Source organism: Dyadobacter endophyticus (genome assembly GCF_014641595.1).
Classification (GTDB): domain Bacteria; phylum Bacteroidota; class Bacteroidia; order Cytophagales; family Spirosomataceae; genus Dyadobacter; species Dyadobacter endophyticus.
On record NZ_BMIA01000001.1, the window covers coordinates 2,328,405 to 2,345,344 of the forward strand.

General features: G+C 53.0%; 11 protein-coding genes. 8 read left to right on the forward strand and 3 right to left on the reverse strand.

What is annotated here, in order from left to right:
- The first annotated feature begins 18 nt into the window (after positions 1-18).
- Both IEY24_RS09525 and IEY24_RS09530 read left to right on the forward strand, forming a co-directional pair.
- On the forward strand, positions 19-936 hold the full coding sequence (locus IEY24_RS09525) for a dihydrodipicolinate synthase family protein (protein ID WP_188931022.1): 918 nt from the start codon (positions 19-21) through the stop codon (positions 934-936).
- 44 nt (positions 937-980) lie between these two features.
- Positions 981-3,494 carry a sodium:solute symporter family protein gene (locus tag IEY24_RS09530; protein ID WP_188931024.1) on the forward strand — a complete coding sequence of 838 codons (2,514 nt, stop codon included), beginning with the start codon at positions 981-983 and terminating at the stop codon, positions 3,492-3,494.
- Positions 3,495-3,504: 10 nt separating this feature from the next.
- Here the strand turns inward: IEY24_RS09530 and IEY24_RS09535 are convergent, their stop codons facing one another.
- Entirely contained in the window at positions 3,505-4,947 is a 1,443-nt protein-coding gene (locus IEY24_RS09535; protein ID WP_188931026.1) for a Gfo/Idh/MocA family protein, read from the reverse strand.
- A gap of 342 nt (positions 4,948-5,289) precedes the next feature.
- Between IEY24_RS09535 and IEY24_RS09540 the strand changes: the two genes are divergently transcribed.
- From IEY24_RS09540 to IEY24_RS09565, 6 genes are all read left to right on the forward strand, one after another.
- A complete protein-coding gene (locus tag IEY24_RS09540; RefSeq protein ID WP_188931028.1) occupies positions 5,290-5,838 on the forward strand; it encodes an RNA polymerase sigma-70 factor in 549 nt (182 codons plus the stop codon).
- A gap of 282 nt (positions 5,839-6,120) precedes the next feature.
- Positions 6,121-7,167 carry a FecR family protein gene (locus tag IEY24_RS09545; protein ID WP_188931030.1) on the forward strand — a complete coding sequence of 349 codons (1,047 nt, stop codon included), beginning with the start codon at positions 6,121-6,123 and terminating at the stop codon, positions 7,165-7,167.
- Positions 7,168-7,298: 131 nt separating this feature from the next.
- On the forward strand, positions 7,299-10,604 hold the full coding sequence (locus IEY24_RS09550; protein ID WP_188931032.1) for a TonB-dependent receptor: 3,306 nt from the start codon (positions 7,299-7,301) through the stop codon (positions 10,602-10,604).
- 20 nt (positions 10,605-10,624) lie between these two features.
- Positions 10,625-12,271 carry a RagB/SusD family nutrient uptake outer membrane protein gene (locus IEY24_RS09555; protein WP_188931034.1) on the forward strand — a complete coding sequence of 549 codons (1,647 nt, stop codon included), beginning with the start codon at positions 10,625-10,627 and terminating at the stop codon, positions 12,269-12,271.
- 48 nt (positions 12,272-12,319) lie between these two features.
- Positions 12,320-14,005 (forward strand): glycoside hydrolase family 28 protein, encoded by a 1,686-nt coding sequence (locus tag IEY24_RS09560; RefSeq protein WP_188931035.1) that lies wholly within the window; start codon positions 12,320-12,322, stop codon positions 14,003-14,005.
- Positions 13,992-15,683 carry a glycoside hydrolase family 43 protein gene (locus IEY24_RS09565; RefSeq protein WP_188931037.1) on the forward strand — a complete coding sequence of 564 codons (1,692 nt, stop codon included), beginning with the start codon at positions 13,992-13,994 and terminating at the stop codon, positions 15,681-15,683. Before IEY24_RS09560 ends, IEY24_RS09565 begins: the two co-directional genes overlap by 14 nt.
- 28 nt (positions 15,684-15,711) lie before the next feature.
- Here the strand turns inward: IEY24_RS09565 and IEY24_RS09570 are convergent, their stop codons facing one another.
- Complete coding sequence (locus IEY24_RS09570) at positions 15,712-16,098, reverse strand: hypothetical protein (RefSeq protein WP_188931039.1); 387 nt, start codon at positions 16,096-16,098, stop codon at positions 15,712-15,714.
- 76 nt (positions 16,099-16,174) lie between these two features.
- Positions 16,175-16,939: a LytR/AlgR family response regulator transcription factor gene (locus tag IEY24_RS09575; protein WP_188931041.1), complete on the reverse strand. Its 765-nt coding sequence runs from the start codon at positions 16,937-16,939 to the stop codon at positions 16,175-16,177.
- Position 16,940 lies beyond the last annotated feature (1 nt).

The following is a 16,940-nucleotide window of genomic DNA, read 5'->3' on the forward strand; positions in this document are numbered from 1 at the left end:
TCAAGTTTATCAATCCGTATGAATACCATCCAACACACCGACGGCCTCATCGCCGCGCTTTTCACGCCCTTGCATCCTGATGGCTCCGTGCATTACGAGCTGCTGCCCGCATTAGTCGAACATTTGATCAGTACCGGTATTTCGGGCATATTCATTTGCGGCAGCAACGGCGAAGGTCCCAATCTGACACTCGAAGAACGGATGCAGGTTTCCGAAACCGTCATCCAAGCCGGTAAAGGCCGCCTGCGCATGATCGTACACGTGGGACATGCAAGCATTGCGGAAGCGCGCAAGCTGGCACGTCACGCGCAAGAGGCGGGGGCAGACGCCATTTCGTCCGTCGCAGCATTCTATTTCAAACCTACTTCCGTGCAAAACCTGGCCGACTGCATGACCGACATTGCGGCAGGTGCACCCGAGCTACCTTTTTATTATTATCATATTCCTTCACTCACCGGCTTTTCCGTAGACGTGCTCGACTTCATGTGCATTGCCGAAAAGCAGATCCCCAACTTCGCCGGAGTGAAATACACCGCAGCTACGCTTTGGGAATACCAGGAATGCCTGAATCACGAAGGCGGCAAATACGATGTATTGTATGGTTTTGATGAAAATCATTTGCCCGCATTGTCGATGGGTGCCAAAGGGTGCATCGGCAGTACATTCAACTTCGCAGCACCTCTTTATCTGAAAGTAAGGGAGTATTTTGAAGCGGGCGAGATGGAAAAGGCGCGGAAGCAAATGCTTTTCTGCGTCGAGATGGTGCGGATCGTGGTGCAGTACCCGCCGATTCCCGCACAGAAAGCCGTCATGAAAATGCTCGGCTTCGATATGGGGCCCTGCCGCCTCCCGCTCGTGACCCTGTCCGACGAGCAATACCAGGAATTAAATCGCCAGCTCACTGAAATCGGGTTCTTCAAATTCCTGGGACAATGATTGAATGAGTAAATGAGTGAATGAGTGTATAACCGAATGACGCAATGACCCGCTTACTGCTGTTCCTGACTATTTTCCTACAAACTATGACTTCCAATGCCCAATTGGTCGGCCCTTCGCCGTTGCGATGGAAAAGCCTTCCACCGCTTCCTGACGATGTTGGGTTTGCGGGTGCTTATGCCGGCGTCAGTAACGACGCGCTGATCGTCGCGGGCGGTGCCAACTTCCCGGGCAACGCCGGACCGTGGGGTACTGCGCCCAAAACCTGGTATGACGATATTTTTGTGCTGGAAAATCCGTCGGGAACCTGGAAGAACGCGGGTAAATTGCCCCAGGCAATGGGATACGGCATTTCGCTCACAACCCCGGAAGGTATTTTCTGCCTCGGAGGCGCCGATGGTACACAGCATTACAAGCAGGCATTTTATCTGAATTGGAAGGACGGCCGGATTACCACGACGCTACTCCCGGCGCCACCGGTTCCCCTTGCCTATGCGTCCGGCGCGGTGCTCGGCGACAAAATATATGTGGCAGGGGGCACCACCGCCCCGTCCGACACCCATGCATTGAACCGTTTCTGGGAATTTGATTTACACAAAAAACAATGGCACGAACTGCCTCGAATCCCTGGCAATGGCCGCATGCTGGCCGTTGCGGGTGCACAGGATGGCCGTTTTTTCCTGTTCAGCGGCGTAGAGTTGCACCATCATGCCGGTGTCGCCCGGCGCACCTATTTGAAAGAATGCCTTGCCTATAATCCTGCCTCGAAAAGCTGGAAACGCATTGCCGACCTGCCGAACGCCGTGGCTGCCGCACCTTCCCCCGCATATGCGGCCGGGCAGTCGCACCTGCTTGTAGTGGGAGGCGATGATGGTGCCAATGCCCAACGGGTAATGGAGCTCAAAGAGAACCATCCCGGTTTTCGCAACGAAATCATGGCCTACCACAGCATTACCGACACATGGGCATCGCTGGGGACATTTTCGGAAGGTAAGGGAGCGGTTACTACGCCGCTTGTGACGTGGAACGGGCAACCGGTGATCCCCTCGGGCGAGGTGCAGCCGGGCATCCGCACGCCGCGCGTGGTGGCGGGCAGTCCGGTAGTAAGTACCGGCACATTCAATGGGATCGACTGGGGCGTGGTGTCGGTTTACTTTTTGCTGGTACTGGGCATTAGCATTTACGTTTCGCGCAAGATGAGCGCCAGCACAGACGATTTCTTCCTCGGCGGCCAGAACATTCCCTGGTGGGCGGCCGGACTGAGCATTTTCGGGAGCAAACTCAGCGCCCTTACATTCATCGCCATCCCCGCGAAAACCTACGCTACCGACTGGGTCTACATCTTTGCCAACGCGATGATCATCGTCGTGGCACCGATCGTGATCTGGTTCTTCCTGCCCTATTTCCGCAAACTGAAAATCACCAGCGTCTACGAATACCTCGCTTTCCGGTTCAATAAAACCGTCAAACTGGTGGGCAGCTTCACATTTGTTGTTTTTCAGGTAGGAAGACTGGGGATCGTGATTTACCTCCCTGCATTGGTACTAAGCACGGTCACCGGGATGAACCTCATGCTATGCATCACCCTCACCAGCCTTATTACGACCGCCTACACCATTTCGGGTGGGATCGAAGCCGTGGTCTGGACGGAAGTAATGCAAGTCGGGGTATTGCTCGGCGGGGCGTTTATCAGCCTATTTTTTATTGCAAATGCCTCAGGAGGCTTTGAATCACTATTTACACAAGCGGGTGACGCCGGCAAATTCCACATGGTGAATAGCGGCTGGGCTATCACCGAGCCGGTGCTTTGGGTAGTTTTGGTGGGTAATTTTTTAACACAAATCGTCACTTACACTTCCGATCAGGTGGTGGTGCAACGCTACCTCACCACTCCTACGGAAGCCGAAGCCCGCCGTTCGATCTGGACGAATGCATTTCTCGTCATTCCGGCCACATTGATTTTCTTTCTGGTTGGGACGGCATTGTGGGTGTATTTCAGGCAGTCACCTCACCTCCTGAACCCGATGGCGCGCACCGACGATATTTTCCCCTGGTTTATCTCCACACAACTACCCGCAGGCCTGCGCGGATTGGTGATCGCGGGGCTCTTCGCGGCTACGATGTCCACTATCAGTTCCTCGATGAACTCCATTGCCACCGTGGTCACTACCGATTTTTTCCAGCATTTTGTGCCAAAATCCACCGATCTGCAACGCTTCCGCTTTGCACGTTACACGACGCTGGTACTAGGCGCCGCCGGGATCGGAATTGCCGTTTGGCTGGTTTTTATAGAAAACAACAGCATTTGGGACCAGTACCTGAAACTGATCGGGATATTCGGCGGCTGCCTGGCAGGGATGTTCGTGGCGGGGATATTTGTTCCTTCCATTAACAGCACCGGTATTCTCGCCGGGTTTTTCATAAGCGCGGTGCTGTTGTATTTTGTGCAGGCGAATGGCTGGGTACATTTCTTCCTGTACCCTGGCGTCGGGATTTTTGGTTGTGTGATATTTGGCTGGCTCATCAGTAAGGCGGTTCCCCAGCCCCGGCCTTCCTGACCATTAAATGCTATACCCGTGGCATTTTATAGCCGTTGTGGTACTCGTTACCGATCAGCTTGTTGGCCGCCGCATTGTCGAACTCCCCTTTTTGGGCATCCCAACGAAGCGTACTCCCCGTTCGATAAGCGATATTACCCATTTGAGAAAGGATCGCGACCTCCGCGCCTACGTGTATGGGTGCATGCAGGTCGTCCATACGCCGCGAGCGGATCACTTCCACGAAGTTTTTGGCATGTTCATCAAGGCCATTGTCCGACGAAGCCTGGAACGGAACGGCTTCCATCCGTTTTTCGTACGGCACGACTTCCCAACCACGCCTGTCGACAATTAGCGTGCCGTTCTCACCCAGGAATGCGACGCCGTGCTCGCGGTTGTAAATGCCCGCGCCATAGCCGATCACGTGTTCCCATTGTATATTAAAACCTTCGTATTCAAAGAGCGTCGTAAGCGTATCGGGCGTTTCCGCGCCGGGGTTACGCAGCATTGCGCCGCTGGCGCTCACACGTTTCGGCGCGGCGGCGGCCGGCGATCCGGCGGCCGGCGATCCGGCGGCCGGCGATCCGGCGGCCGGCGATCCGGCAGTCTTCATACCCAGCAATGCATAGTCGAGCAAATGCACGCCCCAATCGGTCATAATACCACCTGCATAATCCCAAAACCAACGGAACGAGCCGTGGAAACGGTTGGGGTTGAATGGCCGTTTGATAGCCGGTCCCAGCCACATATCATAATCCACGCCGGCCGGGGCTGTACCGTCTGGCTGTTTTAGGATTGGATTACCATAATTAAAATATCCCCAAACTTTCACCAACCCTATTTTCCCGAGTTTTCCCGAATGCACAAAATCGACCGCATCGCGGAAATGTTTCTGGCTGCGTTGCCATTGCCCCACCTGCACCACGCGCTTGTACCGCTCCTGAGCCGCCACCATCGCCCGGCATTCGGCAATGGAGTTGCCGATGGGCTTTTCTACATACACATCCTTGCCCGCTTCGCACGCCTCGGCCATCATCAAGCAGTGCCAGTGGTCGGGCGTGCCGATCACCACCGCGTCTATATCTTTGTTTTCCAAAATCCTCCGGTAATCGCCATAAGTTTTCACCTGAATTCCTTTCGAGGCAAACTCGGCAGCCCGTTTGTCCAGCACATTGCGGTCGGCGTCGCAGAGCGCAACGCATTCCACACCCGGATTTCGGATCACCGCATTGATGTCCGCCCACCCCATACTGTTGATACCGATCGCCGCAACACGGATCTTGTCGGCGGCCGGCGATCCGGCGGCCGGCGATCCGGCGGCCAGCGATCCGGCGGCCAGCGATCCGGCGGCCGGCGATCCGGCGGCTGATCGGACAGAACCGGCCTGCGCGAAGTCGGTGATCATGGGTAAAATGCCCGCTCCACCAGCCAGGGCGGTCGCAGTATGGATGAATTTTCTTCTGGAAATAGTCATGACAAACCAAGATGATGATTAGCGGAAAACAAAGCAGGTTTTGGCAGACTTTTACCGCTGTTTTTACACAAACAATTCTTGCAATATTTCAAATGTCAGTTTGACAAATGTTGTCATATAATTTGGTATTGCCGGGAAAAAGTATGGCTTTCCCTATAAAATTCCCGAATGACAACGTTCCCGGCAACGTCTGCGTAAAAAAATCGGGCGATTACATTGGTCACGATCAAAAATGGGTTCAAATTAAGTCCGGGCAACAATGCAAGCATTTGCCACTTATGGGAAAAATACAATTTCAAAACATTGACCCGACACCCATTTAACCACATTCAGTAACTGCACATGAACGTTAAATCTCTACCGGACCAACACCTCGTCGAAGCCCTGCGGGACGACGACAGCCTGGCATTCCGGGAGATTTACCAACGTTACTGGAAAAAAATGTACCTGCTCGCGCTCCGCAAGATCGACGACCGTGAGGCCGTCGAAAGCATCGTCCAGGACGTGTTCCTCCGGTTGTGGGAACGCCGCAGCCTTTTGCAGATCGACAACCTGGAAGCCTATCTCGTCACGTCGGTCAAATACACGTGTATCAATCATTTCAAATCGGCGATGGTACACGAAAAATACCTCGCCCACGCATTTGTCGGGTATTCCGACTCGATTTCTACCACTGAAGATCAGCTGAACGTGAGCGAACTGATGAGCAGCATCGAAGCGCGCCTGAGTCATTTCCCCGAAAAAGCCCAGACCATTTTCCGCCTTCACCGCCTCGAAAACCGTTCTACCAAAGAAATAGCCACCCAAATCCAAATGCCCCAGCGAACGGTAGAGCATCATCTCAGCCTAGTGGTAAAGGCGCTGCGTTCCTATTTGAAAGATTATCTTTAAAAGGGAGGAAGGGGAGGAAGGAGGAAAGGGAGGAGGGGATTTCTATCCGATCCAATCCCCTTCCTCCTTCCCCCTTCCTCCTTCCTCCCTTTCCTCCCCTTCCTCCATCCTCCATCCTCCCTTTCCTCCCCTTCCTCCATCCTCCCCTCATAGCACAAAAGCCAGAACTTTCTACCCCAAAGCCCGATTTAACATAACTTATCCAACAATTTCTAAAAACTTTTGCGGAACACCGGCCCTGAATTTGACTACTAACTAAAAAGCAAGCAGCCATATCAGGCAATGAACCGGGAACAATTCGCAGCATTATTGGAGAAATATCAGGACGGCCGGTGCACCGAGCAGGAGAAGCTACTGGTGGAGCATTGGTTTGCATTGCTTGAAAACGAAAATGCCGGTGAAGTTTCCGAAAGTGATCTGGAAGGTACCAGCGAGCGAATGTGGGCGGAAATGCAGGAAAAGACTTTCCTCCCCGACCTCCATGAGAGAAATGGCAACAGCCCCTTTCGATCCATCTATCTCCGATGGGCCACCATGGCCGCCTCCCTGCTCCTGATCGGCTGGTTTTTCACGGGAAGGGTTCGCGACCGCCATGTGCCGCTAACTGCCTATGCCTGGGAAGAAAAGCGTAACGACGGCACCAACATCCTGCCTGTGATGCTGGAAGACAGCAGCGTGGTGGAACTCCGCCCCGGAAGCTCACTGCGCTATCCGAGCCGTTTCGAGGGAGGAAAAAGAGAGGTGGTGTTGAAGGGAAACGGCTTTTTCAGTATTCGTAAAAACCCTAAAAAGCCCTTTTACGTGCATTCGGGAGGCGTTACCACGAGAGTGTTGGGCACGAGCTTCCACGTGAGCACGGCGCCCGACGGGCAGCAAACAAAGGTGGAAGTCGTAACAGGACTTGTGTCGGTTTACAGCGAAAAAACGGGCGAAGATGCCGTGGATATGCTGGTAAGCCCCAACCATACCGCCACATTCAACCGCAACTCGGGCAAATTCTCGGCGGGATTGGCCGACCGACCACGCATGCTCAACGCGGGCATATCGTTCCAATTCAACAATGCACCGTTATCGCTGGTTGCGCAACATATGCGTGACGCGTGGGGTGTGGATGTGGAGGCCGAAAACAGCCAGATTATGAATTGCCCGCTGACGGCCGACCTGAGTGGACAGCCCCTTTTTACACAGCTGGATATCATTTGCGCAGCACTAGGCGCAAAATACAAAGTCCGCGGCTCGGCTATCCGTATTTCGGGCCCCGGTTGCAAAATACGCAGTACCCACGCTTTTCGAACTCGTAAACCCAACCATTCCCATATGCAGACATAGCCGCAAACGAAAACGCTGGCCATGCAGCGAACATGGGCCAGCGCCAGCAAATCCTGTGAGGCCGACAGCGAATCGCGCCTTTTCGGGAGCTTCATTTTATCAAATCTCCATTCAATAAAACATTTAAAGGTATGAAAAAAACAGAACCTTTACTTTTAAGGCTTTCCAATTACCGGGGTATGAATATGCCGCGCAAGTTACTGCTATGGGCCGTAACGGTGACGCTGCTGGCCTGCCAGACGGTACTGGCGGGCGGTCAGCAGGAAGTAATGTCCCGGCTCGTTACGCTGAAATTCCAGAACCAGCGGTTCGAAAAAGTCATCAGCAGCATTGAAAGACAAACCAAAGCCAGGATCGTTTATAGTTCTGAGCGTGTGAATGTGGCCAGGAATGTGAGTGTGGAAGTAAACAAAAAACGTCTCGACGCGGTTTTGGACGAACTTCTTTCGCCACTGAACCTTACTTATCGCGTGGTAGGCGGGCAGATCGTGCTCGAAAGCCTGGCGCGTGACGAATCGATGGCGCCAGCTAAGACCCAGGCGGCGGACCGGACCATTTCCGGCGTGCTCACCGACGAAAAGAATGCAGTGCTCCCTGGCGTAAGCGTGATCCTGAAAGGTACCAACCGCGGTACTACCACAGACGGCCAGGGCAAGTTCAGTCTGCTCGTTCCGGACGATGCGGGCGCTGTCATGACCTTCTCATTTGTGGGTTACCAAAGTCAGGATGTTGCATTGGGCGCACAAACGATCTTCAATATTTCGCTGAAACCCGATGTAAGTGCGCTGGAAGAAGTAGTCGTGATCGGCTACGGCGCCGTGCGCAAACGTGACCTGACCGGCTCGGTGGTACAACTTAAAAGCGAGCAATTGAAACAAGTGCCTTCCAACAACGTCCTCGACGCCGTGCAGGGTAAGATCGCGGGGGCGGACATTACGCGCAGCAGCGGTCAGGCGGGAGCGGGCGTGAACATTACGATCCGTGGTAACCGTTCGATAGGTGGAAATAACTCGCCGCTCATCATCGTTGACGGGGTTCAATATGGTGACTTGGCGGATATCAACTCCAACGACATCGAATCGATGGAGGTTTTGAAGGACGCGTCGTCTATCGCTATCTACGGTTCGCGAGGTGCCAACGGCGTTATTTTGATCACAACCAAAAAAGGGAAAAGCGGCCGCCCCGATATTTCCTTCAATTCCTACGCGGGCGTTTCGCAGGTGACGATGTACCCGCGTGCGATGGATATCAACGAGTTCCGTGATTTCAAACGCGAAGCGTGGCGTGCAGCGGGCGTCTGGAACACCGCCGCCGACGATCCGACGATTTTTACCAATGTGGCCGAATATGATGCATTGCAAAAAGGTACCTGGACCGATTACCAGAAAGAACTCATCCATCCCGGGTTCCAGCAGAATTACCAGCTCGGCTTCCGCGGCGGTTCTGAAAAGCTGAAATCCTATGTTTCGGTTGATTATTTCAATGAAAAAGGAATCTTGAAACTCGACGAAATGAACCGCTACACGGCGCGCTTGAATGTCGATTACACGCTGACGGACTGGATGAAGATCGGTTTGCAAAGCCAGCTGACGTACTACAACCAGAGCGTCCGCCGCGATCCTTTGAACCAGGCCAACAAGATCAGTCCGCTGGGCTCACTGTACGATGAGAACGGCAATTTTAACTTTATTATGCTCGACGGGCAGACGGCCAACCCGCTCTCCGACGAGCAGCCTGGCGTTTTCAACAACAATATCCTGACAACCCGCACACTAACGAACGGCTACGTCGAAATCACGCCATTGAAGGGCCTCACGTTCCGCAGTACCCTGGGTGCGAACCTTTCCAGCTCGCGCAACGGCGCCTATTCTTCGCCCAAATCCATCGACCGCTCGCTGACCGGAAAGTCTCTGGCTACCTACAACGTGTCCAACGGCCGGACGATCAACTGGGAGAACGTGGTGACCTACCAAAAGGCTTTCGAACAGCACAATTTTACATTTACAGGTATTGGTAGCTCCCTGGCGACCGTTTCGGACAATGCGCAGGCATCCGGGGTCAACCAATTGATTCCCTCGCAGCTGTTTTACTCGCTCGGTAGTGCTACGGAAGAGATCAAGATCAATTCTGCCTATGCTAAAAACAACCTCGTGTCCTTCGCAGCACGTGTGAATTACGGTTTCAAAGACCGCTATTTGCTCACGCTGACGGCGCGGAAAGATGGTTCCTCCAAACTCGCACCGGGCAACAAATGGACGTTTTTCCCCTCGGCTGCATTCGCCTGGCGGATCATCGATGAGGGTTTTATGAAGAATTTCAAAAAGCTCAGCGACCTAAAACTGCGCCTGAGCTACGGAATTGCGGGGAACGACCCATCGGGGCCGTATGCGACGCAAACCACGCTGACCCGCATTGCATTCGGCTTTGACGAAGTGGCCTATCCGGCTTACACTTTCTCCCGAAATGTCGGGAATGCGGCTTTGGGCTGGGAGCTTTCGGCTACGCAAAACCTGGGGCTCGATTTCGGATTATTCGATGGCCGCATCAACGGTTCGGTCGACTACTACGACACCCGGACTTCCGACTTGCTCCTCGACCGCGGCTTGCCTCCTACTACCGGCGTAACGACCGTGAAGCAGAACATCGGGAAAACCCGCAACCGGGGTATTGAGGTAGTACTGGGAAGCACCAACATCCGCACCGCCGATTTCACCTGGAATTCAAGCCTCACATTCACTAAAAACAAAGAGGAGATCACGGAACTCGTAACCCAGGGCAACGACATCGGCAACGGCTGGTTCATCGGCAGCCCTATCAGCGTATTCTACGATTACGAGAAACTGGGTATCTGGCAAACTTCGGAAGCGGAAGCGGCCAAGGCGATGTCGCCCACGCAGCTGCCTGGTGAAATTAAAGTGAAAGATCAAAATGGCGACGGCAAGATCGACGCCGTAAACGACCGCGTGATCCTCGGCACACCGCGCCCGAAATGGAGCGGGGGATTGGACAACACGATCAAATTCAAAGGTTTTGATTTAAATGTAATGATTTACGCGAGAATCGGATCGATGATCAACTCCGACCGTTACGCGCGGTTCGATCAGCAGGGTGTCGGCAACAGCACCGCCGGCCTCAACTACTGGACACCGGAGAACCCGACCAACGATTATCCCCGTCCGAACAAGAATGCGGGGCTCAAATACCTTTCGACATTGGGTTACCGGGATGCTTCCTATGCACGCATTCGCAACGTGACGCTCGCGTACAACCTGCCGGTGGACAAGTTTAACTGGAAGATCATCCGCGGCCTGCGCATTTACGCCACCGCCAAGAACCTGGCGACATTCACCAAACTCGATTACGACCCCGAACGCGGCGGATCGGAGAACTTCCCGATGACGAAACTGTTCGTTTTTGGCCTGAATGTGAACCTGTAACCCTTTAAACCAGTCAAACAATGAGATCACAACTATTGAAAACAGGGTTTATAGCGGTTTCCCTCCTGGGGCTGTTTGCCTGTGAAAATACATTGGAGGAATACAATCCCTCGGGCCTGACCTCGGAAACCGTGTACACCACACCCGAAGGTTTTGAAACACTCGTGAACGCCGCCTACTCGTACCAGCGCTGGTGGTATGGCAAGGAAGAAGGATACAATATCGCCGAAACCGGCACCGATATCTGGACAAGCGGTGCGGGCGAAGTATACCGCGATTTGACCCAATACCTCAACCTCCAGGGCAGCAACACGGCACTTACCAACGAATGGCGAGAGTTCTACGCAGCTATCAATCTCTGCAACGGCGGTATCAACCGCATCGGCCAGGCTGGCTTGTCGGCGGCCCTGCGCCCCGTACGCGAGGGAGAGCTGCGCTTTTTGCGGGCATTTTACTACTGGCATATCGTCGAAACCTGGGGTGGTGTCCACTTTACGACCACCGAGACCAGCGGCATTGTGACAACGGCCAACAAAACGCCGGTAGAGACTTTCTACAACCAGATTTTCGAAGACCTCAAAATCGCCGTCAGCAACCTGCCTGCAACACAGCCGCAATATGGCCGCGTTACGAAAGGTGCAGCGCAGGCATTTCTGGCACGAATGTACCTTACCAGAGGCATGAACAAAGAGGCATTGGAAACGGCGAAAGCGGTTTTAGATGGCAATTATGGTTACAAACTGGAAGCGAATTATGCGGATCTCTGGAAAATGAGCAACCTGAAATCCAAAGAGGTGATCTACACCGTGGATTACTCCGCTAACCTGGCGCTGAACGACCTTGCAAATTCGACATTTAACCCATATGGCCATGGCCGCGGCAGTAACAATGCGCATTTGCTTTTCCTGATGAAGTACGACGACCGACCCGGCATGACCCGCGACATTACCAATGGCCGCCCCTTCAACCGCTACATGCCTACCCGTTTCCTGCTCGACCTTTTCCCGGCCGAGGATGCACGCTACGAAGGCAGTTTCATGGAATCGTGGTATGCCAATTCAAATACGCTTCCCGCGGGTATTGCCAAAGGTGACACGGCTGTTTATTGCACCAAACTTGAAATCGCCGACGCTGTGGAAGCTTCCAAAAAATACCAGACCTACGACCGCAGCGATATTTACCTCGCCGACGGAACCGTGAAAGACAACCTGCGCTACCCTACCCTGTCCAAATTCATGGATCCCACCCGCGCGAGCCTGAATGAGGCGCAAAGCGCGCGTGATGTGTTCGTGATCCGGCTGGCGGAAGTGTACCTGATCGCCGCGGAAGCCGCCATGCAAACTGGCGACCTTGCCAAAGCAGCGGAATATGTGAATGTGGTCCGCACCAGGGCGGCCAAGCCCGGCAAAGCAGCCGCCATGCAAGTGAAAGCGGCGGATATTACGCTGGATTTCATCCTCGACGAGCGCGCACGCGAGCTTGCAGGTGAGCAACTGCGCTGGTTCGACCTGAAACGCACCGGTAAACTCGTGGAGCGCATCAAAAAATACGCGCCCGACAATGCGGTCAATATCCAGGAACACCACACCGTCCGCCCGATCCCGCAAACGCAGCTGGATGCAGTGGTGAATAAGAGCGAGTTTAAACAGAATGCCGGTTATCAATAATCCATTTTAAATGTCTTCCTGCCCAAAAAGCAGGAAGACGCTTTTGCTATGACCTACAAAATACGAATTGCAGCTTTTGCCCTTGTCGCGATGGGCTATTGTAACATCGCCGCGCAGTTTGCAACGGCTCAGAATAGTCCCCGCGCGAATGCGCCCGAATACAGTTGGTCGAACCTGCCGAAGATCCAACAGCCGGTGTTCCGAAAGGATACCCTCCGCATTACCGCATTCGGCGCCGTGCCCGACGGCCACACGCTCAACACCAGGGCCATTAACCAGGCCATTGAAAGTTGCAGCAAGAAAGGCGGTGGTGTGGTGCTGGTACCTGCCGGGTTGTGGATTACAGGCCCTGTTGTGCTGAAAAGTAATGTAAACCTGCATTTGCAGGAAGGCTCGCTGCTCCTTTTCACGACGGACAAGTCGCAATATGCCATTACCGAAGGTTTTTACGAAGGAAAAGCCGCGGCGCGGAACGAGTCGCCTATTTCTGGAAAAGACCTTGAAAACGTAGCCATTACCGGCAAGGGCATTGTGGACGGCAACGGCGATGTGTGGCGGGCAGTCAATAAAAACCAGCTCACCGAACCGCAGTGGAAGGAGAAAATCGAATCCGGTGGCGTGCTGAAAGACGATGGCAAAGTCTGGTATCCGAGTGAACAGTTCAAAAAGGCCAGCGTCGAAAACAAAAGCATGTTGCTGACGGGTGGTAAAAAACCGGGAGATTTTACGGATATTAAAGATTTCCTTCGACCTAATCTGGTGGTTTTCAATAACTGTAAAAAGGTTTTGCTGGAAGGCGTTACGTTCCAGAACTCGGCTGCATGGTGCTTGCATCCGCTGATGGTACAGGACCTGACGATCCGCAATGTACGCGTCAAAAACCCGGAATATGCGCATAATGGTGATGGTATGGACATCGAATCCTGCAAAAACTTCCTCATCGAAGGCTGTGTGCTCGACGTGGGCGATGATGCGATCTGCATTAAATCCGGTAAGGACGAAGAAGGCCGTAAGCGTGGCATACCGACCGAAAACGGCATTATCCGCAACAATATCGTGTACCAGGGACACGGCGGGTTTGTGGTGGGTAGTGAAATGAGCGGCGGTGCCCGGAATATTTTCGTGGAGCAATGCACTTTTATGGGTACCGATAAGGGCTTGCGCTTCAAATCGGTGCGCGGGCGCGGCGGCGTGGTGGAGAAGATTTTTGCGAGAAATATCAATATGAAGGATATCAAGCAGGAAGCTATCTTCTTTGACCTTTACTATTTCGTCAAATTCGCTACGGATGGCGAGCGCGATATGCGTCCGGTCGTCAATGAAGGTACACCGGTTTTCAAAGACATGCATTTTGAAAACATTGTGTGCAATGGTGCTACCAAAGGCGTATTTGTACGCGGACTGCCTGAAATGCCGGTCCGCAATATCGTCATGGAAAACATGGTACTTTCTGCCGAAACGGGTGTGGAACTTATCGACGCTGACAAAATCAGCTTTAAGCAAGTTAAACTGATCACCAAGCATTCCAAACCGGTTATTTTCACCGATAATGCCACCAATATCACGATCGACGGTCTGCAATATAACGATCATAGCGAAACCCTGATTTCGGTCACCGGCGAACGCAGCCAGAACATCAACATCACTCACACGGATGCTTCGAAGGCAAAAAAAGTAAAGGAATTTTCAAAGGGAGCACAGGAAAAGAGCCTGGTTATTCATGAAGGTAAATAAGTACTATTGGGTCGTCGGCGCACTGCTGGCGACCTCCGCTTTCGCACAGAAAAACGCTGTTTTAAATACAAAAACAAGAACTACTGTTTCACCAACCGCGGTTTCCAAAACGGCAGTTTCCGAAACCTGGGTAGCCGATTTGCAGGATGGCCGTTACAGAAACCCGGTCCTCCACGCTGATTACTCCGACCCCGATGCCTGCCGTGTGGGGGAAGACTACTACATGACCGCATCCAGTTTCGATGCAATCCCCGGCCTGCCCATTCTGCATTCCAAAGACCTCGTCAACTGGACGTTGATCGGCCATGCATTACCACGGCAGGTGCCTATCGAACATTTCGAGAAAACGCAGCATGGAAACGGTGTGTGGGCGCCCGCAATACGCTTCCACAAAGGCGAATTCTACATTTACTATCCCGACCCTGATTTTGGTATTTATGTAATTAAGTCCAAAAATGCCGCTGGGCCATGGAGCGAACCGGTACTCGTGGAAGGTGGCAAAGGGCTGATCGATCCGTGCCCGCTTTGGGACGACGACGGCCAGGCGTACCTCGTACACGGGTGGGCGGGCAGCCGCGCGGGAATTAAAAGTGTGATTACCGTCAAGAAAATGAATGCGGAAGGCACGAACGTAACCGACGCAGGGGCGCTCGTGTACGACGGCCACAAGATCGACCCGACGGTGGAGGGTCCGAAGTTTTACAAACGAAATGGCTACTACTACATTTTCGCGCCTGCGGGAGGCGTCGCAACCGGGTGGCAAATTGTGTTGAGATCCCAAAACGTGTATGGCCCTTACGAGCGGAAGGTGGTAATGGCCGAGGGAAAATCCGGCATTAACGGCCCGCACCAGGGCGCCTGGCTGACGACCAGCCCTGTCGATGGTAAGTCGGAGGATTGGTTCCTGCATTTTCAGGACAAAAACGAATACGGTCGCGTCGTGCATTTACAGCCGATGAAATGGACGAACGACTGGCCGGTTATCGGTACCGACCCGGATGGCGACGGCATTGGAGATCCCGTGTTGACCTACACCAAACCATTGACCGTCAGAAAGTACCCGCTGGCAACCCCACCCGAGTCCGACGAATTCACCGAACTGGCTTTGGGCAAACAATGGCAATGGCAGGCCAACCCGAAAGGAACCTGGGCGATGCCCGCGGCGGGTTATCTGAGGTTATATTCCTACCAAAAGCCCGAACAGGCAAAAAACCTGTGGGATGTGCCCAACGTGCTTTTACAAAAATTCCCGGCGGAAGAATTTACGGTAACCACCAGGCTACGATTTACCCCGAATGCGAACCTGACAAACGAAAAGACCGGGCTGGTGGTTATGGGGCAAAGCTATGCGGGTATTTACCTGCGCAGCGGCAAGAACAAAACGGAACTGATTTACGCGGTCTGCCAGAAGGCATCGGACGGCAAACCGGAAACCGAACGCGTTCTCGCCGAATTCAAACCTGAAACCGATATTCAATTGCGCGTCAAAGTAAGCAAGGGCGGTAAATGCGAGTTCGGGTTCAGTGAGGATGGCACCCGTTTCAAGATGATGGGCGAGACTTTCCAGGCGGAGGTTGGAAGATGGATTGGCGCCAAAGTGGGCATTTTCTGCACTCGGGAAAACCAGACTAACGATTCGGGATATGCTGATTACGAGTGGTTTATAATAACCAAATGAAACAATGCAATGCAGGTAGCTTGTACCGTTAAACCGCGCTTATGCTGTCCAGGTTCAGCACTACCGTCCGTTTGCGACCTGCGTAATTGTATTTGACCGAGACACGGTCGCCGGCCTGGGGTATGCGGGTGAGTTGTTCGCGCAACACGTGGACCTCGGTCACAAAATTGCGGCCCCTTGCCGGCTTCACATGTACCTGGAATGTATAGTAGGTTTCGCCCTGTAAATAAGAGCCGAGATGCTCTTCCGAAAACAGCACCACGGCATCGGCAACCTGCCCATCCGCAATATCCCTGCCGCCGAGCAACAACATGGTGCGACGAAACCGCAGCACAAACCAAAGCCCCCCGATGATCAGAACTGCCAGTAATAAAATGAGCAACAACTGCCCTGCACGAATCGCCAATATCTCCATAGCCAATAGAATTCAATGGCTTCAAAGAAAAGAGGCAATGTTCCAAAGTACGACAATAGTGATTTAACGGACATTATCACTTATCGAGTGGCTGGTTTCCGAGTGGTAATTGTAAAAGCACTTCTTCTTTTTTACGCCTCGATATTTCTACACGGCTACCATCAAGCAGTTCTACCAAATCGTGATCCGCCATGAGTTTTGCAATAAATTTCGGGTTGACCAAATGTGATTTGTGCGTCCTGATAAACCCGAATTCGGTCAGCATTTCCTCGTAATATTTCAGGGTCTTGCTTGCCAGGACCGGCTTGCGGCTTTTAATGAAGATATTGGTATAGTTGCCTTCGCCCTGTAACCGGATGATCTGGTCGAGCGTAAAAAACGACACGCCGTCCTGGTAAGGCACAGCCAGCCGGAATTCGCTCGCGCGCTTGTGCGCGATGTTGCGCACAAGGTTATCGAACAGTACCGGGTTCTGGTGCACGTTCTGCTTTTTGAGGAAACGGTCCACGGCCGCCCGCAGCTCATCCGGATCGACGGGTTTGAGCAAATAATCAAGCGCGCTGAACCGAATCGCCTGCACGGCATACTGATTATACGCGGTGGTAAAAATCACTTCAAAAGCAGGCTCCTTTAAGGCCCTCAGAAAATCGAAACCATTTTTACCGGGCATTTCGACATCTAGAAAAACAATATTAGGGCGGAACGTTTTGAGTATTTCGAGCGCAATATCCACGGATTCGGCTTGCTTTACTTCACGGATCTCTTCAACATAAGTTTCAATGTAATGCGCCAGCACGTTTCTTGATTTAGGCTCGTCGTCAACAATAAGTGCTTTGATCATT

Coding starts and splice junctions, on each gene's coding strand:
- IEY24_RS09525 (WP_188931022.1), top strand. CDS start 19: ATGAATACCATCCAACACACCGACGGCCTCATCGCCGCGCTTTTCACG.
- IEY24_RS09530 (WP_188931024.1), top strand. CDS start 981: ATGACCCGCTTACTGCTGTTCCTGACTATTTTCCTACAAACTATGACT.
- IEY24_RS09535 (WP_188931026.1), bottom strand. CDS start 4,947: ATGACTATTTCCAGAAGAAAATTCATCCATACTGCGACCGCCCTGGCT.
- IEY24_RS09540 (WP_188931028.1), top strand. CDS start 5,290: ATGAACGTTAAATCTCTACCGGACCAACACCTCGTCGAAGCCCTGCGG.
- IEY24_RS09545 (WP_188931030.1), top strand. CDS start 6,121: ATGAACCGGGAACAATTCGCAGCATTATTGGAGAAATATCAGGACGGC.
- IEY24_RS09550 (WP_188931032.1), top strand. CDS start 7,299: ATGAAAAAAACAGAACCTTTACTTTTAAGGCTTTCCAATTACCGGGGT.
- IEY24_RS09555 (WP_188931034.1), top strand. CDS start 10,625: ATGAGATCACAACTATTGAAAACAGGGTTTATAGCGGTTTCCCTCCTG.
- IEY24_RS09560 (WP_188931035.1), top strand. CDS start 12,320: ATGACCTACAAAATACGAATTGCAGCTTTTGCCCTTGTCGCGATGGGC.
- IEY24_RS09565 (WP_188931037.1), top strand. CDS start 13,992: ATGAAGGTAAATAAGTACTATTGGGTCGTCGGCGCACTGCTGGCGACC.
- IEY24_RS09570 (WP_188931039.1), bottom strand. CDS start 16,098: ATGGAGATATTGGCGATTCGTGCAGGGCAGTTGTTGCTCATTTTATTA.
- IEY24_RS09575 (WP_188931041.1), bottom strand. CDS start 16,939: ATGATCAAAGCACTTATTGTTGACGACGAGCCTAAATCAAGAAACGTG.